This window comes from Methylorubrum rhodinum (assembly GCF_014199935.1).
GTDB classification, from domain to species: domain Bacteria; phylum Pseudomonadota; class Alphaproteobacteria; order Rhizobiales; family Beijerinckiaceae; genus Methylobacterium; species Methylobacterium rhodinum.
The window spans coordinates 1-23,949 of the sequence record NZ_JACHOP010000003.1 but is presented as its reverse complement, the minus strand read 5'-3'; the positions used below and the strand labels follow the sequence as shown (position 1 = coordinate 23,949).

The window sequence follows — 23,949 nt, the reverse complement described above, 5'->3', positions numbered from 1 at the left end:
CCGTCCGGCTCGAAGGACCGGAGGCGGGAGACCAGCATGGCGGGACGGATCGAGGATTACGCGCTGATCGGCGACGGGCGCACGGCGGCGCTCGTCGGGCGCGACGGCAGCATCGACTGGCTGTGCATGCCGCGCTTCGACGCCGCCGCCCTGTTCGCGAGCCTGCTCGGAACGGAGGAGCACGGCTTCTGGAAGCTCGCACCGCTGGCCGAGGACGCCGAGCATTCCTGGCGCTACCGCGGCGGCTCGCTCGTTCTCGAGACGACGCATAAGACCCGCGAGGGCGAGGTGCGGGTCACCGACTTCATGCCGGTCGGCGACGGTTCCCACGTCATCCGCCTCGTCGAGGGCGTGCGCGGGCGCATGGCCATGCGGATGGATCTCGCCGTGCGGTTCGATTACGGCTCGGCGGTGCCGTGGGTGTCGCGCAGCGAACTCGGGGATCTCCGCGCCATCTCCGGCCCGCACAAGGTGGTCTTGCGCACCAACGCACCGCTGCGGGGCTCGACCCACCAGACCACGGTCTCGGAATTCACCGTCTACAAGGGCGACGCGATCCGCTTCGTCCTCAGCTACGGCGCCTCGCACGAGGACGATCCGCCGCCGATCGAGCCGCGCCGCTGGCTCGACGACACCAACCGGTTCTGGCGCGACTGGTCGAGCCGCTGCACGCTGGAGACGCCCTGGAACGACGTCTTCCGCCGCTCGCTGCTGACGCTGAAGGCGCTGATCTACCGCCCGACCGGCGGGATCGTGGCGGCGCCCACCACCTCGCTGCCGGAAGACCTCGGCGGGGTGCGCAACTGGGATTACCGCTTCTGCTGGCTGCGCGACTCGACCTTCACGCTGCTGGCGCTGATGGATTCGGGCTACATCGACGAGGCGCGGGCGTGGCGCGACTGGCTGACCCGCGCGGTCGCGGGCAACCCGGAGCAGGCGCATATCCTCTACGGCATCGCGGGCGAGCGGCTGCTGCCGGAGATCGAACTCGACTGGCTGCCCGGCTACGAGGGCTCGCGGCCGGTCCGCGTCGGCAACGCCGCGATCTCGCAGTTCCAGCTCGACGTCTACGGCGAGTTGTTCGACGCCCTGTTCCAGGCCCGCGCCCGCGGCATGGCGGAGGACGACGAGGGGCGGCGCGTCGGCCGGGCGCTCATCGAGCACCTGGAGGAGGCGTGGCGCCAGCCCGACGAGGGCATCTGGGAGGTGCGCGGCGGCCGGCGCCACTTCGTCCATTCCAAGGTGATGGCCTGGGTCGCCTTCGACCGGGCGCTGCGCAGCGTCGATCTGATGCAGAACGACGCCGCACGCCCGCCCGACGCGACGCTGGCCCATTGGCGGGCCCTGCGCGACGAGATTCACGAGGAGGTGTGCGAGCGGGGTTTCGACCCGGAGCTGAACAGCTTCGTCCAGAGCTACGGCAGCAAGGCGCTCGACGCGAGCCTGCTGCTGATCGCCCATATGGGCTTCCTGCCCCAGGACGACCCGCGGGTGGTCGGCACCGTCGCGGCGGTAGAGAAGCACCTGATGCGCGAGGGCTTTATCCTGCGCTACGAGACCGAGGGGACCGACGCCGACGGCCTGCCGGGCAACGAGGGCGCCTTCCTGCCCTGCAGCTTCTGGTACGCCGACAACCTGATCGGACTCGGCCGCTGCGACGAGGCCCGCGCGCTGATCGAGCGGCTGATCGGCATCTGCAACGATCTCGGATTGGTCTCCGAGGAATACGACGTGCGCGCCAAACGGCAGGTGGGCAACTTCCCCCAGGCGTTCACGCATGTTGCACTCGTCAACACAATCCTCAATTACAGCCGCGCGATCGGTCCTGCGAAGGAACGGGGCGGCGGCGCGGACCATTCCGAGTCGAGGGCAGGCGAATCCATCGCGGCGCAATAAGTGCCACCACCCCTGCGTGGCCGATGGAAGCGAGAGAGACGGTAGACTGATGAGCGGTGCAGACACGAGCCCCAAGGCGGCTCTCGCTGAGGGCGACAAGCTCGCGATCGACACGATCCGGACGCTGGCCATCGACGCGGTGCAGAAGGCGAATTCCGGCCATGCCGGCGCGCCGATGGCGCTGGCGCCCGTGGCCTACACCCTGTGGAACCGGTATCTGCGCTACGATCCGGCCCATCCGCACTGGCCGAACCGCGACCGGTTCGTGCTCTCGGCGGGCCACGCCTCGATGCTGCTCTACGCGCTGCTGCATCTGGCCCGCGTCGCCGAGAAGGACGGGGCCAACGCCCCCGCCATCGCGCTGGACGACATCAAGAAGTTCAGGCAGCTCGACAGCCGCACGCCGGGGCATCCCGAATACCACTTCACCACCGGCGTCGAGACCACCACCGGCCCCCTCGGCCAGGGCGTGGCGAACTCGGTCGGCATGGCGATCGGCGGGCGCTTCAAGGGCGAGCGCCTGAACCGGCCCGACCTGCCGCTGTTCGACTACAACGTCTACGCCATCTGCTCGGACGGCGACCTGATGGAGGGCGTCAGCCAGGAGGCCGCCTCGATCGCAGGCCACCTGCGCCTGTCGAACCTGTGCTGGATCTACGACAACAACACCATCACCATCGAGGGCCACACCGAACTCGCCTTCTCGGAGGAGGTCGCGACCCGCTTCCTGGCCTATGGCTGGCAGGTGCTGCGCGTGGCGGATGCCAACGACACTCACGCCATCTCGGCGGCCCTGGAGACCTTCCTCCAGTCGAGCGACCGCCCGACCCTGATCGTCGTCAACTCGATCATCGGATACGGCGCGCCGAAGAAACAGAACACGGCCAAGGCCCACTCGGACGCGCTCGGCGAGGACGAGGTGAAGGGCGCCAAGCGCGCCTACGGCTGGCCCGAGGACGCGCAGTTCCTCGTGCCGGACGGCGTCTACGACACGTTCGCAGACGGCATCGGCAAGCGGGGCGCGGCGCTCCATGCCCAGTGGCAGGGCTTCTTCGACGCCGCCACGGCGGCCGACCCGGAGCATGCCGAGGAGTTGTCCGCCTTCCTCGAAGGCCGGCTGCCGAAGGGGTGGGATCGGGACATCCCGGTGTTCGAGCCCGACGCCAAGGGCCTCGCGACCCGCGAATCCTCGGGTAAGGTCCTCAACGCCATCGCCCAGCACGTGCCGTTCCTGCTCGGCGGCTCGGCCGATCTGGCGCCGTCGAACAAGTCGAACCTGACCTTCGAGGGTGCGGGCTCGCTGACGCCGTTCGAGCCGGGCGGGCGCAACATCCATTTCGGCGTGCGCGAGCACGCCATGGGCTCGATCGTCAACGGCCTCGGCCTCGTGGGCCTCAGGGCCTACGGCGCGACCTTCCTCGTGTTCGCCGACTACATGCGCCCGCCGATCCGGCTCGCCGCGCTGATGGAACTGCCGATCTTCCACATCTTCACCCACGACTCGATCGGCGTGGGCGAGGACGGGCCGACCCACCAGCCGGTGGAGCAGATTCTCTCGCTCCGCTGCATCCCCGGCCTCGTGACGCTGCGGCCTGCCGACGCCAACGAGGTGGCGGAGGCCTACCGGGTCATCTTCTCGCTCAAGGACCAGCCGGCGGTGCTCGCGCTCTCGCGCCAGCCGCTGCCGACCCTCGACCGCACGAAGTATGCGCCGGCCTCCGGCACCGCGAAGGGCGCCTACGTCCTGGCCGATTGCGACGGCACGCCGGACGTCATCCTGATCGGCACCGGCTCGGAGGTGCAGCTTTGCCTCTCGGCCCACGAGACGCTGACCGCTGAGGGCGTGAAGGCGCGCGTCGTCTCGATGCCGTCCTGGGACCTGTTCGAGCGCCAGGATCAGGCCTACCGCGACAGCGTCCTGCCGCCCGACGTGCTCGGCCGCGTGGCGGTGGAGCAGGGCAGCGTGATCGGCTGGGACCGCTACGCCGGCTCCACGGGCGCCATCGTCGGCATGCACACCTTCGGGGCGTCGGCGCCGATCAAGGACCTGCTCGGCAAGTTCGGCTTCACCGCCGAGAAGGTCGTGGAGGCCGCCCGCGCGCAGGCCGCGCGGCATCGGAAGTAGGCTGCGTCCCCTCCCGCCCGCGGGCGGGAGGGGCACGTGCCGACGGCCGTATCGGTCGCGGATCGTATTCAAGAGAACGATCGCCGCATTCCGGCCGATCCTCAAGGAACGGCCTTCCGCGTCGGCACCGAAAAAAGCCCGATCATTCCTTTGACGGAGCGGTGGCGCAGGGTGATGATTTCGTAACGCCGGAACAAGACTGGATGAGGACGGACATTCCGTCGTCCGATGCTTCCGGCGACCGCAACGAAATCGAGCGACGACGCCCATGACCCTCCGCGCCTCCTCCGAGCCGATCCGCTTCGCCTACTGGGTGCCGAACGTCTCGGGCGGCCTCGTCATCAGCAAGATCCCCCAGCGCACGAGCTGGGACGCCGACTACAATCGCAAGCTCGCCCGGATCGCCGAGGACGCCGGCTTCGACTACGCGCTGACGCAGATCCGCTTCACGGCGGGCTACGGCGCCGAGTACCAGCACGAATCGGTCGCCTTCAGCCACGCGCTCGCCGCCGCGACCACCCGGCTCACCGTCATCGCCGCGATCCTGCCGGGCCCCTGGAACCCGACGCTAGCCGCCAAGCAGATCGCCACGATCTCGGAGCTGACCGAGGGGCGCATCGCCATCAACCTCGTCTCGGGCTGGTTCTCCGGCGAGTTCCGGGCCATCGGCGAGCCCTGGCTCGACCACGACGAGCGCTATCGCCGCTCGGAGGAGTTCCTCCGTAGCCTTCGCGGGATCTGGACCCAGGACAACTTCACCTTTCGCGGCGATTTCTACCGCTACACCGACTACACCCTGAAGCCGAAGCCGGGGCGCCTGCCCGAGATCTTCCAGGGCGGCTCCTCGCGCGCCGCCCGCGACATGGCGGCCCGCGTCTCCGACTGGTATTTTACCAACGGCAACACACCCGAGGGCATCAAGGCTCAGGTCGCCGACCTCCAGGCCAAGGCCCGCGCGAACGGCCACGCGGTCAAGGTCGGCGTCAACGCCTTCGTCATCGCCCGCGAGACGGAAGCGGAGGCCCGCGCCGTCCTGCAGGAGATCATCGACCACGCCGACCCGGACGCCGTGAAGGCGTTCGGCCACGAGGTGAAGAACGCCGGCAAGGCTTCCCCCGAGGGCGAGGGCAACTGGGCCAAATCCACCTTCGAGGACCTCGTCCAGTACAACGACGGCTTCAAGACCAACCTGATCGGCACGCCGGACCAGATCGCCGAACGCATCGTCGCGCTCAAGGAAGTCGGCGTCGACCTCGCGCTGCTCGCCTTCCTGCACTTCCAGGAAGAGGTGAAATACTTCGGCGACGAGGTGATCCCGCGGGTGCGGGCGCTGGAGGCGGCGAAGGCCGAGCGGGCGGAAGCCGCCTGAGCCAACCCATCCTCCCACCCACTCCCTCATCCTGAGGTGCCGGAGCGAAGCGGAGGCCTCGAAGGAGGGCTCCAGCTCGCGCGCGATCCCTGGAGCCCTCCTTCGAGGCCCACCGAGGCGGGCACCTCAGGATGAGGGGGATGGGTGGGACTTCGCAGTGTCTCTCCAACGACGGAGCCCCCTCATGACCATCGCCGTCAGCCCCACCACGGCCGAAGCCGGCAGCCGGCTGCAGGGCGTACCCGGACCCGCGCGGCCCGAAGCCCCCGCCCACGTCATCCGCGACGACGCGGAGGCGATCCGCGTCGCCCACGAACTCGCACAACACTTCCGCGAGGGCGCGTCCGAGCGCGACCGCACCAACGCGCGCCCGCTCGCCGAGCTCGACGCCTTCTCGCAAAGCGGCCTGTGGTCGATCAACGTGCCCAAAATCCATGGCGGGCCGGAGGTGTCGTACCGGACGCTGGCGCAGGTGATCGCGATCCTGGCGGCGGCCGATCCGTCGATCGCCCAGATCGCCCAGAACCATCTCGGCATCGTCGCGGCGATCCGCACTGTTTCCGATGAGGCGCAGCAAGCCGAGCTGTTCGCCGAGGTGCTGGCCGGCACCCGGTTCGGCAACGCCTTCTCCGAGAAGGGCACGAAGCGCGCCGCCGAGTTCGAGACCCGCTTCACCGACCACGGCGACCACGTGATCGTGCGGGGGAAGAAATTCTACGCGTCGGGGGCGCTGCTCGCCCATCTGGTACCGATCGTCGCCCTCGATGGGGAGGGCCGCGCATGGTACGCCATCGCGGAGCGCGACGCGCCGGGGCTGACCGTGATCGACGACTGGTCGAGCTTCGGCCAGCGCGGCACCGCCAGCGGCACCGTTATCATCGACGACGTGCGCGTAGAGAAGCACCGCCTCGTGCCGGCCTGGCGCGGCTACGCGCATCCGAGCGCGGACGGCGCGATCTTCCAGATCATCCAGGCGGCGGTCGATGCCGGCATCGGCCGGGAGGCGCTCGACGAGACGGTTCGCTTCGTGCGGGAGAAGACCCGCCCCTGGATCGATTCCGGCCAGGAGCGCGCCTCGGACGACCCCTACACCATCCGCGCCATCGGCGACCTGACGATCCGCCAGCACGCGGCGGAAGCACTGCTTGAGCGTGCCGGCCTCGCCATCGACACGGCGGTGGCGAACCCGACCGCGGAAAGCGTCGCGGCGGCGCAGATCGCGACCGCCGAGGCCAAGGTGCTCACCACCGAAGTCGCGCTCGCCGCCGCCAACACCCTGTTCGAGTTGTCCGGCACCCGCTCGACGCTGGCCGAGCACAACCTCGACCGTCACTGGCGCAACGCCCGCACCCACACGCTGCACGATCCGGTGCGCTGGAAGGTGGCGATCGTCGGCAACCACGCGCTCAACGGCGTGAACCCGCCCTTCCACGCCTGGAGCTAGGCCAGCACGGCGGGCCGCTTGCCGAAGCGGCCCGCCCGCCCGATCCTGGGACTCGCCCAACACGCGGAGCCGGGACATGAGGCGACGAACCTGGATGCCGGGCCTGATGACCAAGGCGAAGCCGGCCCTGCCCGACGAGCGAGAGAAGCTGGAGATCGTCGCGGCCTGCGACGCGTTCATCCGCGACGTGCTCAAGCCGCGCTTCCTGCCCGAAATCCGGCCGAGCGACTGGACTTACGTCATCGACATCCGCGGCGCCTGGGCCGGGGGCCGCTACCGCTTCCTGAAGCGCTACCGCGTCGGGTCTGGCGAGAATGCGGGCGAGGAGTTCGACGCGCCCTTCGCCCGCCTCGTCCGGACGGGCCGCGACCGGTTCGACATCGACTGGATGCGCCATACCGGCCAGTGGTGGCCGCTCCACGAGGGCCGGAGCCTCGCCCAAGCCTTGCACATCCTGGAAACCGATGGCGTCCTGCACCCCCATTGCTAAAGCCGCCGCCTGATCGCATCAGCCGGCGACGCTCGCTGCTTGTTTGGCCGGGCATTCTCGCGACGAACCGGTGTCCCCTTCGTCGGAGAGCGCTCTCGATCGAGGTTTCGAAAGGACGAGTCCTTTCGCGGGTCCAGGGTGGAACCCTGGAATCGGCGGCACCGTCCGCCCGTCAGAAGCGCTCCACCCAGGGCCGCACCGCGACCTCGTCGCTCCAGGCGCTGCGGTCCTGCCGCAGCAGGGCGAGGTAGGTCTTCGCGATGGCCGCCGGATCGAGGGTGGCGTCGGGCCTATCCTCCGGGTCGGGTCGGGCGGCGGAGCGGATCGCGCCGTCGACGACGACGTGCGCCACGTGAATGCCGTTGGGCTGCAATTCCCGCGACAGGCTCTGGGCGAGGCCGCGCAGCGCGAACTTGCCCATGGCGAAGGGGGCGGATTCCGAAAAACCCTTCACGCTCGCCGAGGCGCCGGTGAACAGGATCGCGCCGTGACGCTGGGGCCGCATCCGCCGCGCCGCCGCCTGGGCGACGTGGAAGCCGCCCAGGGCCGTGACCGAGAGGGCGCGCGCCACGGCCTCGGGATCGAGATCGGCGATGGAGCCGCGCAGCCGGGCGCTGGCGTTGTAGATCACCACGTCGGGCGAACCGCCGAGCGCCGGTTCGAGCCGGGCGAACAGGGCCTCGACCGCGCCGGCATCGGTGGCGTCGCAGACGTGGAGCGCGGCACCGGTCTCGGCCGCGAGGTCTTGGAGTTTTTCGGTGTTGCGCGCCGCGAGGGCGACCGACAATCCTTCCGCGGCGAGGAGCCGGGCCAGGGCCGCGCTCAGGCCGAGGCCGGCGCCGACGATCAGGGCGCGCCGATAGGTCGGGACCATGGGCTTCCTCCTTGCTCGCCGGTCGAAGGGCGCGGGCCGGTCCGGCGGCGCCGGTGTCCGAGGTTACGCCGCCCGCTCCTGCACCAGCGCGACGATGTCGTCCCAGCGCGACAGGAAGGCGGCGACGCAGGCCGGATCGAAATGGCGGCCGGCTTCCGCCTCGATATGGGCGCGGGCCTTCTCCAGCGGCCAGGCCTGCTTGTAGGTGCGGGCCGAGATCAGCGCGTCGAACACGTCGGCGACGGCGACGATCCGGCCGGAGCGGGGGATCTCCTCGCCCTTCAGGCCGCGGGGATAGCCGGTGCCGTCCCAGCGCTCGTGGTGCGTCAGCGCCACCTCGGCGGCGATCTGGAGCAGGCGCAAGGGGCTGTCGTGCAGCATGCGGTAGCCGCGCAGCGCGTGCTGGCGCATCTCGGTCCACTCGTCGGGCGTGAGGGGGCCGGCCTTGAGCAGGATGTGGTCGGGCACGCCGATCTTGCCGATGTCGTGCATGGTCGAGGCGAGCGCGATGTCGTCGGCTTCGGCCTGGCCGAGGCCGAGGCCCTCGGCGACCGCGATCACGCAGCCCGCGACGCGGGTGAGGTGGTCGCCGGCCTGATCGTCGCGGAACTCGGCCGCCAGCATCAGGCGGCGGATGATCTCGCGCTCGTGGGCCGCGGCTTCGGCGAGGGCGCGGGCCGCGTCGCGGCGCATGGCGAGCGCCCGGCGCTCGCTGTCCGCGCGGGCCTGGGCCAGTTCGGTCAGCACGCCGACCCGGTCCTGGAGCTCGAACCCGTCGAAGGGCTTGGCGAGCACATCGCTGGCCCCGACCTCGCGGGCGAGCCGCCGCAGGGCCCGCGGCTCGCCCTCCGCCACCAGCAGCACGGGGGTGCGGGCGAAGTCCTCGCGCTCGCGCAGGGCGCGGATCAGGGCGGGCGCGTCGAAGCGCTCGGGCTCGGCCTCGACCACGATGACGTCGGGCGCCTGCGCGGTCAGGTCCTCGATCACCCGGGCGCCGACCGCGACGATGCCGGTGGTGCAGGGCAGGCCGTGAAGCGCCAGCACCAGGGGGGCGGGAGTGCGCGCCGCCACCACGGCGATGAGGGCGCCGGGCGATCCCTCCGCTCCGGCGGTCTCGATCGGGGGAGCCTCCGCCGCCGGGGCCGGGCGCGACGGGTGGACGGGAGCCGGATCGGTGACCGGGGCGGCGGTCGGGACGATGCGCCGGGTCTCGAGCGCCGCGGTGAGCCGCGCGAGAACCCGCTGGACGGGAGCCGGGATCATTCCGCCTCGGCCCCGGTCGAGACCCGGCGGATCGATCTTTTGCGGGAACCGGTGGCCTCCTTCGGGGCCGGTGCTCTAGATCCCCCCGGCATGAGCGACGACTTCTCCCTCGACCCGCGGCTGATCGCCGACACCCACGCGATCGGCGACCTCGCCCTGTGCTCGGTTCTGCTGATGGACGACGCGCGCTTCCCGTGGCTGATCCTCGTGCCGCGCCGAAGAGACGCGAGCGAGCTGACCGACCTGAACGACGCGGACGCGGTGGCCTTGACCGAGGAGATTCGCTTGACCGTCAGGGTGATACAATCGCTCGCACGGCCCGACAAGGTGAACGTCGCCGCGCTCGGCAACGTGGTGGCGCAGCTCCACGTCCACGTGATCGCCCGCTTCCGGTCCGATCCCGCCTGGCCCGATCCGGTCTGGGGCCGCGGCGAACGCACGCCCTACCCGCCGCATGCCCGCGCCCAGATCCTGGAGCGCGCCGCCCAGCTCTTCGCGGCCGCCTGATGGCGCGGGGGGAGGAGAGCGGGCGCGCAGCCCTGGCCTATGTCGAGAGCCGCCTCGTGCGCCATTCGGCGGAGGCCGGCGCCGCCCCGGCGCTGTCCGAGGCGGGGGAGGGGGCCGGGCTCGTCCTGATGGCGGGCGAGCGGGTGATTCTTCGCGCGCAGGCCGGAGCGGCGACGGTCCTGCTCGCCCCGCGCGACGGCGCGCGGGCCGGCGCGCTCAGCCACGAGGTCTTTCTCGGGCGGATCGAGGAGCGGCCGGTCTTCGCCGCCGCGGCAGCGGCCGAGGCGGCGGAGCGGTTTCCCGAGCCCGACTACCGGGCGGTCGACCTGCGGGCGCTCGCCGGCGAGGGGAGCGTCGCGCCGGCCGAACTCGGCCTCGCCGCGACCGCCAAGTCGCTGCTGGCGTGGCACGCCCGGCACGGCTTCTGCGGCCGCTGCGGCGGCCCGACCACGATCGGGGCCGGCGGCTTCCGGCGCGAATGCCCGGCTTGCGGCCTGCATCACTTCCCGCGCACCGATCCGGTGGCGATCATGCTGGTGCGGCGGGGCTCGTCCTGCCTGCTCGGGCGCAGCCCGCATTTCAAGCCGGGGATGTTCTCGTGCCTGGCCGGCTTCATCGAGCCCGGCGAGACGCTCGAGGACGCGGTGCGCCGCGAGACCTTCGAGGAGACCGGCGTGCGGGTGGGCAGCGTGGCCTACCACGCCTCGCAGCCCTGGCCGTTTCCCGCCTCGCTGATGCTCGGCTGCGTCGGCGACGCCGTCTCGGACGCGATCGCGACCGACCCGGCCGAACTGGAGGACGCGCGCTGGTTCTCGCGCGAGGATGCGGCGCGGATGCTGGCGGGCACGCATCCGGAGGGTTTCAGCGTGCCGCCGGCCACCGCCATCGCCCACCTGCTGGTGCGCGACTGGGTCGAGGGGCGGCTCTGAACGCCGCCTCGATCTCACCAAGACAAGAAAAACAGGGAATAAGCGCGCCCCTCGAACGTGCAAACGCGCCCTCGGCGAGCCCCGCAGCACACCTTCAGCCGTTTTTGAAGCGCGGCCATGGATGCGTATAAATTCTTGATGAAAAATCCGATTCCGGTCCCTCCTGCCCTCTTCTGTCGCAGGGCGTCTTGACATAGCGTCCCCGCACACCACGAGCGGTGTCAAGAAACAAATTTAGACTTGGAGGAACGCCTGATGGCGACAGGAGCCGCAGTTCCGCGGACGGAAGCGGACGTCAGACCGATGACCGGCAACGAGAAGAAGGTCATCCTGGCCTCCTCGCTCGGCACCGTCTTCGAGTGGTACGATTTCTATCTCTACGGTTCGCTGGCCGCGATCATCGGCGCCCAGTTCTTCTCGGCCTATCCGGAAGCGACCCGCAACGTGTTCGCGCTGCTCGCCTTCGCGGCGGGCTTCCTCGTGCGCCCGTTCGGCGCGCTGGTGTTCGGCCGCCTCGGCGATCTCGTCGGCCGCAAGTACACCTTCCTCGTCACCATCCTGATCATGGGCATCTCGACCTTCTGCGTCGGCCTGCTGCCCTCCTACACCACCCTCAACGCCTACGGCGTCGGCTGGATCGCCCCGGTGACGCTGCTTGCGCTACGCATGCTCCAGGGCCTCGCGCTCGGCGGCGAGTACGGCGGCGCCGCGGTCTACGTGGCCGAGCACGCGCCCAAGGGCCGTCGCGGCTTCTACACCGCCTTCATCCAGACGACCGCCACGCTCGGCCTGCTGCTGTCGCTGATGGTGATCCTGTTCACGCAGATCTACGTCAACGCCAACTACGCGCCGGTGCCGGTCACCGCCGCCGACGGCACCGCCTCGACCATCACCCCGTTCGCCGCCTGGGGCTGGCGCATCCCGTTCCTGGTCTCGATCGTGCTGCTCGGCATCTCGGTCTGGATCCGGATGCAGATGCAGGAGAGCCCGGCCTTCAAGAAGATGAAGGAGGAGGGCACCGGCTCCAAGGCGCCGCTGTCCGAGGCCTTCGGCCAGTGGAAGAACGCCCGCTGGGCGCTGCTGGCGCTGCTCGGCCTCACCGCCGGCCAGGCCGTGGTCTGGTACACCGGCCAGTTCTACGCCCTGTTCTTCCTGCAATCGATCCTGAAGGTCGATCAGTTCACGGCCAACGTTCTCATCGCGTGGTCGCTGATCCTGGCCACCGGCGGGTTCCTGTTCTTCGGTTCGCTCTCGGACAGGATCGGCCGCAAGCCGATCATCCTGGGCGGCTGCGTGATCGCGGCGCTGACCTTCTTCCCGCTGTTCAAGGCGCTGACGGCCGCGGCCAACCCGGCGCTCGCCGCCGCGCAGCAGAACACGCAGGTGATCGTCAAGGCCGACCCGGCGGATTGCTCGTTCCAGTTCAATCCGGTCGGCACCGCCAAGTTCACCAACTCGTGCGACATCGCCAAGGCGCTGCTCGCCCGCGGCGCGGTGAACTACACGACGCAGGACGCCCCGGCCGGCACCAAGGCCACCGTCAGCGTCGCCGGGAAGGAATTCGCCGCCGCCGACCCGACCTTCGCCAAGGACATCGGCGCGGCGCTCACCGCGGCGGGCTATCCGGACGCCAAGAACCCGGAGATCGTGAAGATCGCCATCGACCCGAAGGACGGCCTGTCGAACTTCGCCAAGGTGGTCGACATCTTCTCGGCCCAGAAGCTGACGATCATCGCCATCCTGACGATCCTCGTCCTCTACGTGACGATGGTCTACGGGCCGATCGCGGCGGCGCTGGTGGAGCTGTTCCCCACCCGTATCCGCTACACCTCGATGTCGCTGCCCTACCACATCGGCAACGGCTGGTTCGGCGGTCTCCTGCCCGCCACCGCCTTCGCCATGGTGGCCCAGACCGGCGACATCTATTTCGGCCTCTGGTACCCGATCGTCATCGCGCTGATGACGGCCGTCATCGGCCTGCTGTTCCTGCCCGAGACCAAGGACCGGGACATCTTCGCCGACGACTGATCCTCGACCGTCGTTTTTCGAGGGACAAAAAGGGGGTTCCGCCGCGAGGCGGGGCCCCTTTCGCGTTCGGGGACCAGCGACGACGCCTGTTCGCGGCGGCCCGCTTGGCCTATTGCCCGGAGCGGCGGGGGCCGGGAGCGTCGGACGGACAGGTGGAAGAGATCCTCACCCGGTGGCTCGGGCAGACCGCCGCGATCCGCACCGACCTCATCGCGGCCTTCGGCCTCGCGGTCTCGCTCTGCGTGTCGATCCACGTGCTGCTGCGCAAGCGCGTGGTCGGGGCGGCCATGGCCTGGATCGGGCTGGTGTGGCTGTCGCCGGTCTTCGGCACGGCCCTCTACCTCACCTTCGGCATCAACCGGGTCGAGCGCCGCGCGCGCAAGCTCAAGCGGCGGCCCTCGCTCCAATACGACGAGACACCCCAGGCGCCGGCGGCCGTGCCGGAAGCCTATGCGCCGCTCGACCGGGCGGTGCGCGCGATCACCGGCCTGCCGATGGTGGCCGGCACCGGCATCACCGTGTTCCGCAACGGCGACGAGGCCTATCCGGCGATGCTGGCGGCGATTCAGCAGGCGCGCCGCAGCGTCGCCCTGTCGAGCTTCATCTTCCTCGACGACGAGATCGGACAGACCTTCATCGCAGCGCTGAAAGAGGCCGTCGATCGGGGCTGCGAGGTGCGCGTCATCCTCGACGGCATCGGCAGCGGCTACTTCTTCCCGGCGGCATGGCGGCGGCTGCGGCGGCTCGGGGTGCCGGCGGGGCTGTTCATGCACTCGGTGCTGCCCTGGCGGATGCCGTTCCTCAACCTGCGCACCCACAAGAAGCTGCTGATCCTCGACGGGTGCATCGCCTTCACCGGCGGCGTTAACATCTCCGACGGCAACCGCGTCGAGCGGAAGCCGAGTTTCCCGATCCGCGACACGCATTTCCGGATCGAGGGCCCGGTGGTCGAACAGCTCGCCCAGGCCTTCATCGTCGATTGGGCCTTCGTCTCCGGGGAGGAACTGGAGGGCGCGGCGTGGCTGCCGCCGCTCGCGCCCGCGGGCGACATCACCGCCCGCGTGGTCACATCGGGGCCCGACGCGGATATCGAAAAGATCGCCACCGTCGTGCTGCAGGCGATCGCCTGCGCGCGCCGCTCGATCCGGCTGACGACGCCCTACTTCCTGCCCAACGACATCATCGTTGGCGCGCTGTGCCTCGCCGCGACCCGCGGCATCGAGGTCGACGTGGTCATCCCCCGCCGCAGCGATCACCGCATCGTCGACTGGGCGACGCGCGCCCATATCGACCCGCTCTTGGAGAGCGGCGTGCGGATCTGGCTCGACGAGCCGCCCTTCGACCATTCGAAGGCGCTCTCGATCGATCGCGAATGGTGCTTCATCGGCAGCGCCAACTGGGATTCGCGCAGCTTCCGCCTCAACTTCGAACTCAACGTCGAGGTCTACGATGCCGCGCTCGCCCGGCGGCTCGACACCTTCATCCAGGGGAAGTGCGAGACCCGGCTGACGCAGGCCGACCTCGCCGCGCGCTCCCATCCCGTGCGCCTGCGCGACGCAGCCGTGCGACTGCTGCTGCCATACCTCTGAGCCGTCCGACCGAGGCCGTCCCCTCGGGCGCGGGCGAGAGCCGCACCGCGATCGGGTGATGGTCGGACAGCCCGCGGGGCAGCACCGTGCGCTCGTGGCAGACGAGACCGCGCACGAGGCAGCGGTCGAGCCGCAGCGGCAGCACCTCGACCATGGCGTGGGTCGGACGCCGCGGCCCGACATCGCGGAAGCCGGGCAGCAGGGCGGGGCCGACGATGTTGTAGTCGCCGAGCACCGCCGCGCGGGCCGGCAGATGGCTCTCGATCCGTCGAAGCTGGCGCCGGTTCAGCACCTGCCCGTGCGACAGATGCACGTTGCCGACGCCGAAGCCGCCCCAGTCGAGCACCTGGCACACCCGGTCGATCAGCACGCCCGGCGGCAGGGGCACGATCTCGGGCTCGCGCTCCCAGGGGGTCGGGCTCCACATCGCCAGCCCGTGGATGCGCCCCGGCAATTGCGCCCAGGCATAGACCCCGCCGACCCGCTCCGGCAGCGCCCCGATCTCGCGGGTCGCCTCCTGCATCAGCAGCAAATCGGGCCGCTCCCGCTCGATCAGCGCGACGAGGCATTCCACCGCCGCGCCGGTGCGGCGCAGCAGGTTCCAGCTCACGATCTTTTTGGCGTTCGGGCCGGGCTCGGGGAGGAGAGGGCGTCGCAGGAGCATGGGATGACCGTTCTCGCGCGCCTTCTGTCCGCTTCGAGGCACCGGGCAGGCAATGCGCGGATCGCCGATCGGTTCGCCTCCCGTCAGCGTCCCTTCCGGTTCAGGAAGGCGCCGATGCCGTCCTCAGCCGACCGCGCCAGCATGTTCTGCGCCATCACCCGGCCGGCATGGGCGTAGGCGTCGGCCAGCGGCATCTCGATCTGCTCGTAGAAGGCGCGCTTGCCCACCCGCACCGTGTAGGCGCTGCGCGCCGCGATTTTTCGCGCGAGATCCTGCGCGTGGGCGAGCGCCCCGCCGGCCTGCGCCACGTCGCTGACGAGGCCCAGCGTGCGGGCTTCCTCCGCCCCGACCCTGTCGGCGGTGAGCAGCATCCGCATCGCCGCCTTGCGCGACAGGTTGCGCGAGAGCGCCACCATCGGGGTCGAGCAGAACAGGCCGATCTGGACGCCGGGCGTGGCGAAGCGCGCCTCCGCCCCCGCCACCGCGAGATCGCACGAGGCGACGAGCTGGCAGCCCGCGGCGGTCGCCACGCCCTCCACCGCCGCGATCACCGGCTGGGGCAGGGCGGGGATCGCCATCATCACCGCCGAGCACAGCCCGAACAGTTGTTCGAACTGTTGTGCGCCCCGGTCGGGCTCGGCCCGGTAGCAGGTCATCTCCTTGAGGTCGTGGCCGGCACAGAAGACCGGCCCCGCCGCGGCCAGCACCACGGCGCGCACGGATTCGTCTTCGGCCAGAGCCGCGAAGGCGTCGCGCAGGGCCTCCAGCAGGGCGAAGGACAGGGCGTTGCGGGCAGAAGGCCGGTTCAGCGTCAGCGTCGCGACGCCGTCGCGGTCCTCGCGCAGCAGAAGGCTGGGTTCGGCAGGGTCGGCCATGGAGGTCTCCGGGGCGTGTCGGTCCCTGTCTATCACGGTCCGCCGCAGCCGCCCGAACCGGCGACATGCGCGTCGAAGCTCCGGGCGAGTTCGGCAAGGCTGATCCGGCCGAGCCGGGCGACGAGTAGCGCCTCGGCCTCGCCGAGCGCGTCCTCGATCGCCGCGTTGACGACCTTCTCGACCGCGCAATCGGGGTTCGGGCGGTCGTTGCCGATCGCGAAGAGACGCGGACCGCCCACCGCCCGGTGGATGTCGAGGAGCGACACCGTGTCGAGGTCGGCGGCGATGGCCCAGCCGCCGCCATGGCCCTTGTCGGAGCGCACGTAGCCCGCCTCGCGCAGGCCCGCCATCGTGCGGCGGACCACCACGGGGTTGGTGCCGAGCATCGACCCGATCGCCTCGGACGTCATCGGCCGATCGTGCCGCGCCATGTGGAGCAGCACGTGGAGCATCCGGGAAAGGCGGCTGTCGCTTCGCACGATCGCGATCCTTCGCATGCGAGCCGGGATTGGCAAGCGCATCGACTCACGATACTCGTGAAGTTACATGATGTGGGAGAGATGGCGATGCGCGGCTACGAGGACCCGGAGCGGTGGGACGCGGTCGCCCGGCACTACGCGACGACCGCCCACCCCTTCACCGCGCGCTACGCCGAGGCCGCGCTGGCCGGCGTGGGGCTCGGGCCCGGGACCCGCGTCCTCGACGTGGCCGCCGGCACCGGAGCGCTCGCCCTGGCGGCGGCGCGCACGGGCGCGCAGGTGCTGGCGATCGACTTCTCGCCCGGCATGGTCGCCCGGATCGTGGAGGCCGGGCTGCCCAACGTCGAGGCGCGGGTGATGGACGGGCAGGCGCTCGATCTGCCCGATGGCGCGTTCGACGCGGTCTTCTCGATCTTCGGCGTGATCATGTTCCCCGACTGGCGGAAGGGCCTTTCCGAGATGGCGCGGGTGACGAAGGCGGGCGGGGTCGGCGTCGTCGCCACATGGCAGCGGGGTGGGGCGGCGACCTTCCTGCTGCTCGGCGAGGTGCGGAGCCGGCTGTTTCCCGAGATCGAGCCGATGCCGATGCCCGAGGGCGTCCTGGCCTTGAGCGATCCGGATGATTTCGCGCGCGCACTCAAGGCGGCCGGCTATCGCGATCCGCAGGTTACCGTCGTCACCCACGATTACGAACTCGACGTCGCCGCCCTCGACGAGCCCGAGGCCCTGTTCGGGATGTCGCAGGACTGGGCGCGCCTGAGCGAGGCCGAGCGGGCCGCCGTCGTCGGCGAGGTGCGCCGGATGGCCGAGGGGCGCCCGGTCCTGCCGGTGCCCTCGACCGCCCTGATCGGCGTGGCGCGGCGCTGAAGGCCTGCCCGCTCACGCCGCCTGCGGGATGCGGGCGATCACCTTGATCTCGAAGTCGAAGCCCGCGAGCCACGTCACCCCGACCGCGGTCCAGTTCGGATAGGGCGGGGCACCGATCACCGTGTCGCGCACCGCCATCATGGTCTCGAACTGCGCCTCCGGATCGGTGTGGAAGGTGGTCACGTCCACCACGTCGTCGAAGCTGCACCCCGCTTCCCGGAGCACCGCGTCGAGCCGCGTGAAGGCCTGCCGCACCTGGGCCGCGTAGTCCGGCTCCGGCGAGCCGTCCTCGCGGCTGCCGACCTGCCCCGAGACGAACAGCAGATCGCCGGAGCGGATCGCCGCGGAATAGCGGTGCTTGTCATAGAGCGCCTGCCGGCCGGGCGGGACGATCGCGTCGCGCTTGCCCATGGTGTCATCCTCTCTGCTCCGCGCCGGAGCCACTTCCCCGGCGCCGCGGCACGGTTCATATACGCGCCGTATGCGAGAGATGTGTTCGCATACGCTCCGTATGTCAATCCACATACGCGATGCCTATGAAGGATGGGAGACCACGATGGCGGCCGGGCAGCGCGCGCGGATGATGGAGGAGACGAGGGCCAAGCTGCTGCGGGCGGCGCGAGAAGCCTTCGCCGAGAAGGGTTTTGCGGAAGCCTCGATGGATGAGCTGACCGCCGCGGCCGGGCTGACGCGGGGCGCGCTCTATCACAACTTCGGCGACAAGAAGGGCCTGCTGCACGCGGTGATCGAACAGCTCGACGCCGAGATGGTGGAGAAGGCGCGCGAAACGGGCCGCCGCGCGGCGACGCCGTGGGCGGGCTTCCTGGAGGAATGCGTCGCCTATATCGAACTGGCGCTGGAGCCCGAGATCCAGCGAATCATGCTGCTCGACGGGCCGGCGGTGCTCGGCGATCCCTCGCGCTGGCCGGGCCAGACGGCGTGCCTGCGCACCACCACGGAGACGATCCAGGCTCTGATCGAGGCCGGCACGCTGCGGCCGGTCGATGCCGAGGCCGCCGCCCGGCTCGTCAACGGCGCGGCCCTCGACGCCGCCCTCTGGGTCGCCGCCGCGGACGAGCCCCGCGCCGTCCTGCCGAAAGCCATCGAAGCGTTTCGTTGTCTCGCCTCCGGCCTGCTGAAGGAGGGTGGCTAGCGCTCTTTTGCAGCGCAGCGCGCGGTGCCATACCTCGTCAAGCACAGGGCGCCTCAGGGCGCCCGACGAGGCAGGAGCCCGCGACCCCGTGACGACCGATTCCGAGCGCCCGACCACCCGCACGCCTGAGCACGCGATCGAACCGCTCTTCCATGAGCGCTGGTCGCCCCGCGCCTTCACCGGGGAGGCGTTGCCGGAGGCCGAGCTGATGCGGATGTTCGAGGCGGCGCGCTGGTCGCCCTCCTCCTACAATTCGCAGCCCTGGCGCTTCCTCTACGCGCTGCGCGACACGCCCGACTGGCCGGTCTTCCTCGACCTGCTGACGCCGGGCAACCGCAAGTGGGCGGTGGATACGGGGGCGCTGGTCTTCCTCGTCTCCAACAGCCGGATGAAGGTCGGCGACGAATTCAAGCCCGCCCCCAGCCACTCGCTCGATGCGGGTGCGGCCTCGCTCGCCTTCGCGCTCCAGGCCAACCGCCTGGGCTGGCACGTCCACGGCATGGGCGGGTTCGACCGCGAGCGCGCGCCGGGCGTGCTGAACGTGCCCGAGCACCATCGGATCGAGGCCGCCTACGCCGTCGGCCGCGCGAAGCTCTGGGCCGAGCTGACCGAGGAGCAGCGGGAGAAGGAGCGCCCCAGCGCCCGGCGCCCGATCACCGACTTCATCCATGAAGGCGGCTTTCCGAAGCGGGATTGAGCCGAAGGTCCGGGTTGCGGCGGGGCGGCGGGCGCGGCGAGAAGCCGGCCCACCATGGACGAGGAGACGCGGGGTCCGGCGACACGGAAGCCCCGCGAGGGTCGAGGAACGATGCCGTGCTGCAGCCGGCCGCCAGCTACGACGAACTGACCGACCATTTCCGCTGGGAGATCCCCGAGCGCTACAACATCGCCGCCGATGTCTGCGACCGCTGGGCGATCCCCGAGCCGGAGCGCCCGGCGATCCTCGAGGTCGCCCTCGACGGAACGGTGGCGACGATCACCCACGGCGCGTTGCGCGCCCGCTCCCTGGCGCTGGCCGCCGGCCTGTCGGCCCGCGGCGTCGCGCCGGAGGACAGGGTTGCGGTGCTGCTGCCGCAATCGGCCCACGTGGTCGTGGCACATCTCGCCGCCTACCGGCTCGGCGCGGTGGCGCTTCCGCTCGCCGGCCTGTTCGGGGCCGACGCCCTGCGCTACCGCCTCGCGGATTCCGGCGCGCGGGCGATCGTCACCGATGCGGCCGGGCTCGCCAAGCTCGCGCCCCTGCGCGAGGCACTGCCCGATCTCACCCTCGTCGTCAGCGTCGACGGCCCCGCGGACGGGGCCGAAGCGCTCTCCGAGATCGAGGCCGAGGGACAAAAAACAAAAAAGTTCGAGACGTGCGTCACGGGGCCCGACGATCCGGCGCTGATGATCTACACCTCCGGCACGACCGGGCTCGCCAAGGGGGCGCTGCACGGGCACCGGGTGCTGCTCGGCCACATGCCGGGCTTCCTGATGATGCACGACTTCCCCGGCCCCACCGACGGGCCGGTCTGGACGCCGTCCGACTGGGCCTGGGCCGGGGGGCTGCTCAACGTGGTGATGCCGAGCCTGCGCCTCGGCATGGCCGTCGTGGCCCGTCCCTTCGCCCGGTTCGAGCCGGAGGCCGCCTTCCGGCTGATGGCCGACCTCTGGGTGAGCCACGCCTTCCTGCCGCCGACGGCTTTGCGGATGCTGCGCGCGGTCGCGGCGCCCCGCGAGCGCTTCGACCTCTCGGGCCTTCGCAACATCGCCTCGGCGGGCGAGGCGCTCGGCCCCGAGACCTTCGCCTGGGCGCGCGACGCGCTGAGGCTGACCATCGGCGAGGCCTACGGCCAGACCGAGTGCAACCTCGTGCTCGCCGCCTGCCGCCGGGCCGGGGTCGCGCGCCCCGGCTCGACCGGCCGGCCGGTGCCGGGCCACCGCGTCGCGGTGCTGCGGGCGGACGGCAGCGAGGCGGGGGTGGACGAGCCCGGCGAGATCGCCGTGAAGGCGCCCGACCCGGTTCTGTTCCTCGGCTACTGGAACCAGCCGGAGGCGACCGCCAAAAAATTCCGGGACGGCTGGTGGCTCACCGGCGACACCGCGCGGCGCGACGCCGACGGCTACGTCCACTTCGTCGGGCGCGAGGACGACCTGATCACGTCCGCCGCCTACCGCATCGGCCCGACCGAGATCGAGGATTGCCTGCTGCGCCATCCGGCGGTGGCGCTCGCCGCCGCGGTCGGCGTGCCGGATTCTTTGCGCACCGAGATCGTGAAGGCCTTTGTCGTGCCGCGCGAAGGGTTCACCCCCTCCGACGATCTCGCTGCCGACATCCTCGCCTTCGCCAAGCGGCATCTCTCGGCCCACGAGGTGCCCCGGTCTCTGGATTTTCGCGAAACCCTGCCGATGACGACGACGGGCAAGATCATCCGCCGGGCCCTGCGTGACGGGACGGCGTGAGCGGTTCCGGGGAATCGCCTTTTGGCCTTGAGGCGTCACGGGCGCTTGAATTCCACCGGAATTGGGTGATGACGGCCTGGGACGATGGGAAAAACGGGAGACGCCATGTGTTGCGCCGCTTGATCGGGACGGCCGGCCTGACCGCGCGCGCCGCGGATCGGGACGACACGCGCGGCCTCAAATGGTACTTCGCCAGCAACCAGCAGCGCCTCGACAGCGGGCACGGCCTGAACCTGCGGCTCGCCGTGCTCTCGGCCCGGCGCAACACCCGCCTGCGACCCCACCTGATCACCACGGGCTTCCGCAACGACCTGACCGAGTGGATGGAGGCCCACGGCGTCACCGTCATCCCCGGGCGCCAGCCGATGGCCGAGACGATCCGCGCGGGCGAGGCGGCGGGGCGCTACCACACGCGCTACCTCGGCCATTGGCTGCGCTGCGAAGTGCCGATGCTGGAGGAGGAGGATCCGTTCGTCCTCTACACCGACTTCGACGTGGTGTTCCTGCGCGACGTGCCCCTGCCGTCGCGTCCGCCGCGCTACATCGCCTGCGCGCCCGAGTTCCGCCCCGACGGTTGGCACTACTTCAACAGCGGCGCAATGGTGATGAACGTCGCCAACATGCGCCGGAGCTTCCCGGAGTTCCTGCGCTCGGCCAAGCACCAGATCGACACCCTCGACGGCAGGATCCTCAACGACCAATACGCCTACAACAACTTCTACGCCGGTCGCTGGAACCGGCTCGATCTGCGTTACAACTGGAAGCCGTACTGGGGCGATCCGTCCGAGGCGCGCATCCTGCACTTCCACGGCCCCAAGCTCCACAACGTGCGGGCCATGTACACGCAGCCGCTTCCCTGGGAGCAACCGTACTGGCGCACCCTCGCCTCCCTCGTCGCGAGCTTCCCCGACGGCTACCGCGCGGCCTTCGAGGCGGTGTTCGCCGCGACGGAGGGCACGGACCTGCCCGAACGCGCCTGGATCAGGGAGATCGCCGACCGGCTCGCGACGCAGCCGCCGCCGGTCCCGCCGGAGATCGTCGATCTCGGCTTCTTCAACAACGATTACGGCAAGCTCGGCTTCGACGCCCGCTGGCCCCTCGACGAGCGCATCCACTACGCGATCCGGCGCTGGCGCCTCCGGCGGCGGCAAAACGCATAAAGACATCTTTATGTCTTGATTGCTCGCTAGCACGGGTCCTGCTACAGGGACGGCCGACGCGCCGGTCTGCCGGCGCAGAGGGCCGCCAGGGCCCCGAATCCAGAGGGACATCACATGGCTGCAGCCAACGATTACATCGTCCGCGACATCGGCCTGGCCGATTACGGCCGCAAGGAGATCTCGATCGCCGAGACCGAGATGCCGGGCCTGATGGCCACCCGCGAGGAATACGGCGCGAGCCAGCCGCTCAAGGGCGCCAAGATCGCCGGCTCGCTGCACATGACGATCCAGACCGCGGTGCTGATCGAGACGCTCAAGGCTCTCGGCGCCGACATCCGCTGGGTGTCCTGCAACATCTACTCAACCCAGGATCACGCCGCCGCCGCCATCGCCGCCGCCGGCATCCCGGTCTTCGCCGTGAAGGGCGAGACGCTGACCGAGTACTGGGACTACACCTCGAAGCTGTTCGACTGGCATGACGGCTCCATGCCGAACATGATCCTCGACGACGGCGGCGACGCCACCATGTTCGTCCACCTGGGACTGCGCGCCGAGAACGGCGACACCGCCTTCCTCGACAAGCCGGAATCCGAGGAGGAGGAGGTGTTCTTCGCCCTCCTCAAGAAGAAGCTCGCCGAGAAGCCGAAGGGCTGGTTCGCGGGGCTCGCCGACTCGATCAAGGGCGTCTCCGAGGAGACCACCACGGGCGTGCACCGCCTCTACAACCTCGCCAAGGAGGGCAAGCTGCTCTTCCCGGCGATCAACGTGAACGACTCGGTGACGAAGTCGAAGTTCGACAACCTCTACGGCTGCAAGGAGTCGCTGGTCGACGGCATCCGCCGCGGCACCGACGTGATGATGGCCGGCAAGGTCGCCATGGTCGCGGGCTTCGGCGACGTCGGCAAGGGCTCGGCCGCCTCGCTGCGGAACGCCGGCTGCCGCGTGCTCGTCTCGGAGATCGACCCGATCTGCGCGCTCCAGGCCGCGATGGAGGGCTACGAGGTCGTCACGATGGAAGACGCGGCACCCCGCGCCGACATCTTCGTGACCGCGACCGGCAACAAGGACATCATCACGATCGAGCACATGCGCGCCATGAAGGACCGCGCGATCGTGTGCAACATCGGCCACTTCGACAACGAGATCCAGGTCGCGGGCCTGAAGAACCTCAAGTGGCAGAACATCAAGCCGCAGGTGGACGAGATCACCTTCGCCGACGGCCACCGCATCATCCTCCTGTCGGAGGGTCGTCTGGTGAACCTCGGCAACGCGACCGGCCACCCGTCCTTCGTGATGTCGGCCTCGTTCACCAACCAGACGCTGGCCCAGATCGAGCTCTGGACCAACCCCGGCAAGTACGAGCGTCAGGTCTACACGCTGCCCAAGACCCTCGACGAGAAGGTCGCGGCGCTGCATCTCGAGAAGATCGGCGTGCGGCTCTCCAAGCTCCGCCCCGATCAGGCCGCCTATATCGGCGTCGCCGAGACCGGCCCGTTCAAGCCGGATCACTACCGCTATTGAGCCGCGGGCGCCGACGCGATCGGCGTTCCGACGGGACGAACCAGGGAGCCCGGCCGCAAGGCCGGGCTCCTTTTTTCGTATGGGCCGACCGAAGTCGCTCGAAGGGTGAAGGCAGGAACATCCGTATGGCCGGGCGCGAAGAGCGCCCCGCGCAGCGGCCTCGGCGTGAGCCGAGGCGTCTAGTGCTCTGTCACGGCTCTGTTGTCGGGTAGAGTTTGCGGAGCTTGATGCGGGCATCCTTCGTGGTGAAGCGCCAGTCGGCACCGACACCGCG

General features: G+C 70.2%; 22 protein-coding genes. 16 read left to right on the top strand and 6 right to left on the bottom strand.

From position 1 onward, the window contains the following. Nucleotides 1-36: 36 nt before the first annotated feature. The 6 genes from HNR00_RS04515 (at nucleotide 37) to HNR00_RS04490 (ending at nucleotide 7,324) form a co-directional block, all read left to right on the top strand. Nucleotides 37-1,896 (top strand): glycoside hydrolase family 15 protein, encoded by a 1,860-nt coding sequence (locus tag HNR00_RS04515; RefSeq protein WP_183565574.1) that lies wholly within the window; start codon nucleotides 37-39, stop codon nucleotides 1,894-1,896. 49 nt (nucleotides 1,897-1,945) lie between these two features. After that, a complete protein-coding gene (gene tkt / locus HNR00_RS04510; protein ID WP_183565571.1) occupies nucleotides 1,946-4,021 on the top strand; it encodes a transketolase in 2,076 nt (691 codons plus the stop codon). Between the two features lie 36 nt (nucleotides 4,022-4,057). Further along, nucleotides 4,058-4,207, top strand: coding sequence for a hypothetical protein (locus tag HNR00_RS04505; RefSeq protein WP_183565568.1), 150 nt, complete (start codon nucleotides 4,058-4,060; stop codon nucleotides 4,205-4,207). An 82-nt stretch (nucleotides 4,208-4,289) separates the two neighbouring features. Further along, nucleotides 4,290-5,390, top strand: coding sequence for a dimethylsulfone monooxygenase SfnG (gene sfnG / locus HNR00_RS04500; protein ID WP_183565565.1), 1,101 nt, complete (start codon nucleotides 4,290-4,292; stop codon nucleotides 5,388-5,390). A gap of 184 nt (nucleotides 5,391-5,574) precedes the next feature. After that, nucleotides 5,575-6,834: an SfnB family sulfur acquisition oxidoreductase gene (locus HNR00_RS04495; protein ID WP_183565561.1), complete on the top strand. Its 1,260-nt coding sequence runs from the start codon at nucleotides 5,575-5,577 to the stop codon at nucleotides 6,832-6,834. Nucleotides 6,835-6,910: 76 nt separating this feature from the next. Then, complete coding sequence (locus HNR00_RS04490; protein WP_246390293.1) at nucleotides 6,911-7,324, top strand: DUF3024 domain-containing protein; 414 nt, start codon at nucleotides 6,911-6,913, stop codon at nucleotides 7,322-7,324. A 172-nt stretch (nucleotides 7,325-7,496) separates the two neighbouring features. Here the strand turns inward: HNR00_RS04490 and HNR00_RS04485 are convergent, their stop codons facing one another. Continuing rightward, nucleotides 7,497-8,198 (bottom strand): SDR family NAD(P)-dependent oxidoreductase, encoded by a 702-nt coding sequence (locus tag HNR00_RS04485; protein WP_183565558.1) that lies wholly within the window; start codon nucleotides 8,196-8,198, stop codon nucleotides 7,497-7,499. A 63-nt stretch (nucleotides 8,199-8,261) separates the two neighbouring features. After that, a complete protein-coding gene (locus tag HNR00_RS04480) occupies nucleotides 8,262-9,461 on the bottom strand; it encodes an HD-GYP domain-containing protein (RefSeq protein ID WP_183565555.1) in 1,200 nt (399 codons plus the stop codon). A 90-nt stretch (nucleotides 9,462-9,551) separates the two neighbouring features. Here HNR00_RS04480 and HNR00_RS04475 point away from each other — a divergent pair, with 90 nt between their 5' ends. From HNR00_RS04475 to cls, 4 genes are all read left to right on the top strand, one after another. Further along, complete coding sequence (locus HNR00_RS04475; protein WP_183565552.1) at nucleotides 9,552-9,968, top strand: HIT domain-containing protein; 417 nt, start codon at nucleotides 9,552-9,554, stop codon at nucleotides 9,966-9,968. Then, nucleotides 9,968-10,897 (top strand): NAD(+) diphosphatase, encoded by a 930-nt coding sequence (gene nudC, locus HNR00_RS04470; RefSeq protein ID WP_183565549.1) that lies wholly within the window; start codon nucleotides 9,968-9,970, stop codon nucleotides 10,895-10,897. The genes HNR00_RS04475 and nudC overlap by 1 nt, the downstream gene beginning before the upstream one ends. 255 nt (nucleotides 10,898-11,152) lie before the next feature. Next, complete coding sequence (locus tag HNR00_RS04465) at nucleotides 11,153-12,925, top strand: MFS transporter (protein WP_376770354.1); 1,773 nt, start codon at nucleotides 11,153-11,155, stop codon at nucleotides 12,923-12,925. A 152-nt stretch (nucleotides 12,926-13,077) separates the two neighbouring features. Beyond that, nucleotides 13,078-14,514, top strand: a complete 1,437-nt coding sequence (gene cls, locus HNR00_RS04460) for a cardiolipin synthase (RefSeq protein WP_183565545.1) — start codon at nucleotides 13,078-13,080, stop codon at nucleotides 14,512-14,514. Here cls and HNR00_RS04455 read toward each other — a convergent pair. The 3 genes from HNR00_RS04455 to HNR00_RS04445 all read right to left on the bottom strand — a co-directional run bounded on the left by HNR00_RS04455 (nucleotide 14,405) and on the right by HNR00_RS04445 (nucleotide 16,532). Continuing rightward, nucleotides 14,405-15,178, bottom strand: a complete 774-nt coding sequence (locus HNR00_RS04455) for an endonuclease/exonuclease/phosphatase family protein (RefSeq protein WP_183565541.1) — start codon at nucleotides 15,176-15,178, stop codon at nucleotides 14,405-14,407. The genes cls and HNR00_RS04455 overlap by 110 nt on opposite strands. 83 nt (nucleotides 15,179-15,261) lie before the next feature. Further along, on the bottom strand, nucleotides 15,262-16,053 hold the full coding sequence (locus HNR00_RS04450) for an enoyl-CoA hydratase (RefSeq protein WP_183565538.1): 792 nt from the start codon (nucleotides 16,051-16,053) through the stop codon (nucleotides 15,262-15,264). A gap of 32 nt (nucleotides 16,054-16,085) precedes the next feature. After that, complete coding sequence (locus tag HNR00_RS04445) at nucleotides 16,086-16,532, bottom strand: Rrf2 family transcriptional regulator (RefSeq protein WP_183565535.1); 447 nt, start codon at nucleotides 16,530-16,532, stop codon at nucleotides 16,086-16,088. Between the two features lie 87 nt (nucleotides 16,533-16,619). On the opposite strand from HNR00_RS04445, the gene HNR00_RS04440 reads away from it, so the two are divergent. Further along, a complete protein-coding gene (locus tag HNR00_RS04440) occupies nucleotides 16,620-17,399 on the top strand; it encodes a class I SAM-dependent methyltransferase (protein ID WP_183565532.1) in 780 nt (259 codons plus the stop codon). A 12-nt stretch (nucleotides 17,400-17,411) separates the two neighbouring features. Here the strand turns inward: HNR00_RS04440 and HNR00_RS04435 are convergent, their stop codons facing one another. Continuing rightward, nucleotides 17,412-17,810: a RidA family protein gene (locus tag HNR00_RS04435; protein WP_183565529.1), complete on the bottom strand. Its 399-nt coding sequence runs from the start codon at nucleotides 17,808-17,810 to the stop codon at nucleotides 17,412-17,414. Between the two features lie 145 nt (nucleotides 17,811-17,955). On the opposite strand from HNR00_RS04435, the gene HNR00_RS04430 reads away from it, so the two are divergent. The 5 genes from HNR00_RS04430 to ahcY all read left to right on the top strand — a co-directional run bounded on the left by HNR00_RS04430 (nucleotide 17,956) and on the right by ahcY (nucleotide 23,675). Beyond that, the gene (locus HNR00_RS04430; RefSeq protein WP_183565526.1) at nucleotides 17,956-18,552 is read left to right on the top strand and encodes a TetR/AcrR family transcriptional regulator; all 597 of its coding nucleotides are present in this window, start codon (nucleotides 17,956-17,958) and stop codon (nucleotides 18,550-18,552) included. A gap of 88 nt (nucleotides 18,553-18,640) precedes the next feature. Then, entirely contained in the window at nucleotides 18,641-19,249 is a 609-nt protein-coding gene (locus HNR00_RS04425) for a nitroreductase family protein (protein ID WP_183565523.1), read from the top strand. 116 nt (nucleotides 19,250-19,365) lie between these two features. Then, nucleotides 19,366-20,994 carry an AMP-binding protein gene (locus tag HNR00_RS04420; protein ID WP_183565520.1) on the top strand — a complete coding sequence of 543 codons (1,629 nt, stop codon included), beginning with the start codon at nucleotides 19,366-19,368 and terminating at the stop codon, nucleotides 20,992-20,994. A gap of 110 nt (nucleotides 20,995-21,104) precedes the next feature. Beyond that, on the top strand, nucleotides 21,105-22,154 hold the full coding sequence (locus HNR00_RS04415) for a glycosyltransferase family protein (protein ID WP_183565517.1): 1,050 nt from the start codon (nucleotides 21,105-21,107) through the stop codon (nucleotides 22,152-22,154). A 114-nt stretch (nucleotides 22,155-22,268) separates the two neighbouring features. Beyond that, nucleotides 22,269-23,675, top strand: a complete 1,407-nt coding sequence (ahcY, locus tag HNR00_RS04410; RefSeq protein ID WP_183565514.1) for an adenosylhomocysteinase — start codon at nucleotides 22,269-22,271, stop codon at nucleotides 23,673-23,675. Nucleotides 23,676-23,949 lie beyond the last annotated feature (274 nt).

Excerpts from the sequence above, each read along its gene's own strand:
- HNR00_RS04515 (WP_183565574.1), top strand. The coding sequence starts at position 37 with ATGGCGGGACGGATCGAGGATTACGCGCTGATCGGCGACGGGCGCACG.
- tkt (WP_183565571.1), top strand. The coding sequence starts at position 1,946 with ATGAGCGGTGCAGACACGAGCCCCAAGGCGGCTCTCGCTGAGGGCGAC.
- sfnG (WP_183565565.1), top strand. The coding sequence starts at position 4,290 with ATGACCCTCCGCGCCTCCTCCGAGCCGATCCGCTTCGCCTACTGGGTG.
- HNR00_RS04495 (WP_183565561.1), top strand. The coding sequence starts at position 5,575 with ATGACCATCGCCGTCAGCCCCACCACGGCCGAAGCCGGCAGCCGGCTG.
- HNR00_RS04490 (WP_246390293.1), top strand. The coding sequence starts at position 6,911 with ATGAGGCGACGAACCTGGATGCCGGGCCTGATGACCAAGGCGAAGCCG.
- HNR00_RS04485 (WP_183565558.1), bottom strand. The coding sequence starts at position 8,198 with ATGGTCCCGACCTATCGGCGCGCCCTGATCGTCGGCGCCGGCCTCGGC.
- HNR00_RS04480 (WP_183565555.1), bottom strand. The coding sequence starts at position 9,461 with ATGATCCCGGCTCCCGTCCAGCGGGTTCTCGCGCGGCTCACCGCGGCG.
- HNR00_RS04475 (WP_183565552.1), top strand. The coding sequence starts at position 9,552 with ATGAGCGACGACTTCTCCCTCGACCCGCGGCTGATCGCCGACACCCAC.
- nudC (WP_183565549.1), top strand. The coding sequence starts at position 9,968 with ATGGCGCGGGGGGAGGAGAGCGGGCGCGCAGCCCTGGCCTATGTCGAG.
- HNR00_RS04465 (WP_376770354.1), top strand. The coding sequence starts at position 11,153 with ATGGCGACAGGAGCCGCAGTTCCGCGGACGGAAGCGGACGTCAGACCG.
- HNR00_RS04455 (WP_183565541.1), bottom strand. The coding sequence starts at position 15,178 with ATGCTCCTGCGACGCCCTCTCCTCCCCGAGCCCGGCCCGAACGCCAAA.
- HNR00_RS04450 (WP_183565538.1), bottom strand. The coding sequence starts at position 16,053 with ATGGCCGACCCTGCCGAACCCAGCCTTCTGCTGCGCGAGGACCGCGAC.
- HNR00_RS04440 (WP_183565532.1), top strand. The coding sequence starts at position 16,620 with ATGCGCGGCTACGAGGACCCGGAGCGGTGGGACGCGGTCGCCCGGCAC.
- HNR00_RS04435 (WP_183565529.1), bottom strand. The coding sequence starts at position 17,810 with ATGGGCAAGCGCGACGCGATCGTCCCGCCCGGCCGGCAGGCGCTCTAT.
- HNR00_RS04430 (WP_183565526.1), top strand. The coding sequence starts at position 17,956 with ATGGCGGCCGGGCAGCGCGCGCGGATGATGGAGGAGACGAGGGCCAAG.
- ahcY (WP_183565514.1), top strand. The coding sequence starts at position 22,269 with ATGGCTGCAGCCAACGATTACATCGTCCGCGACATCGGCCTGGCCGAT.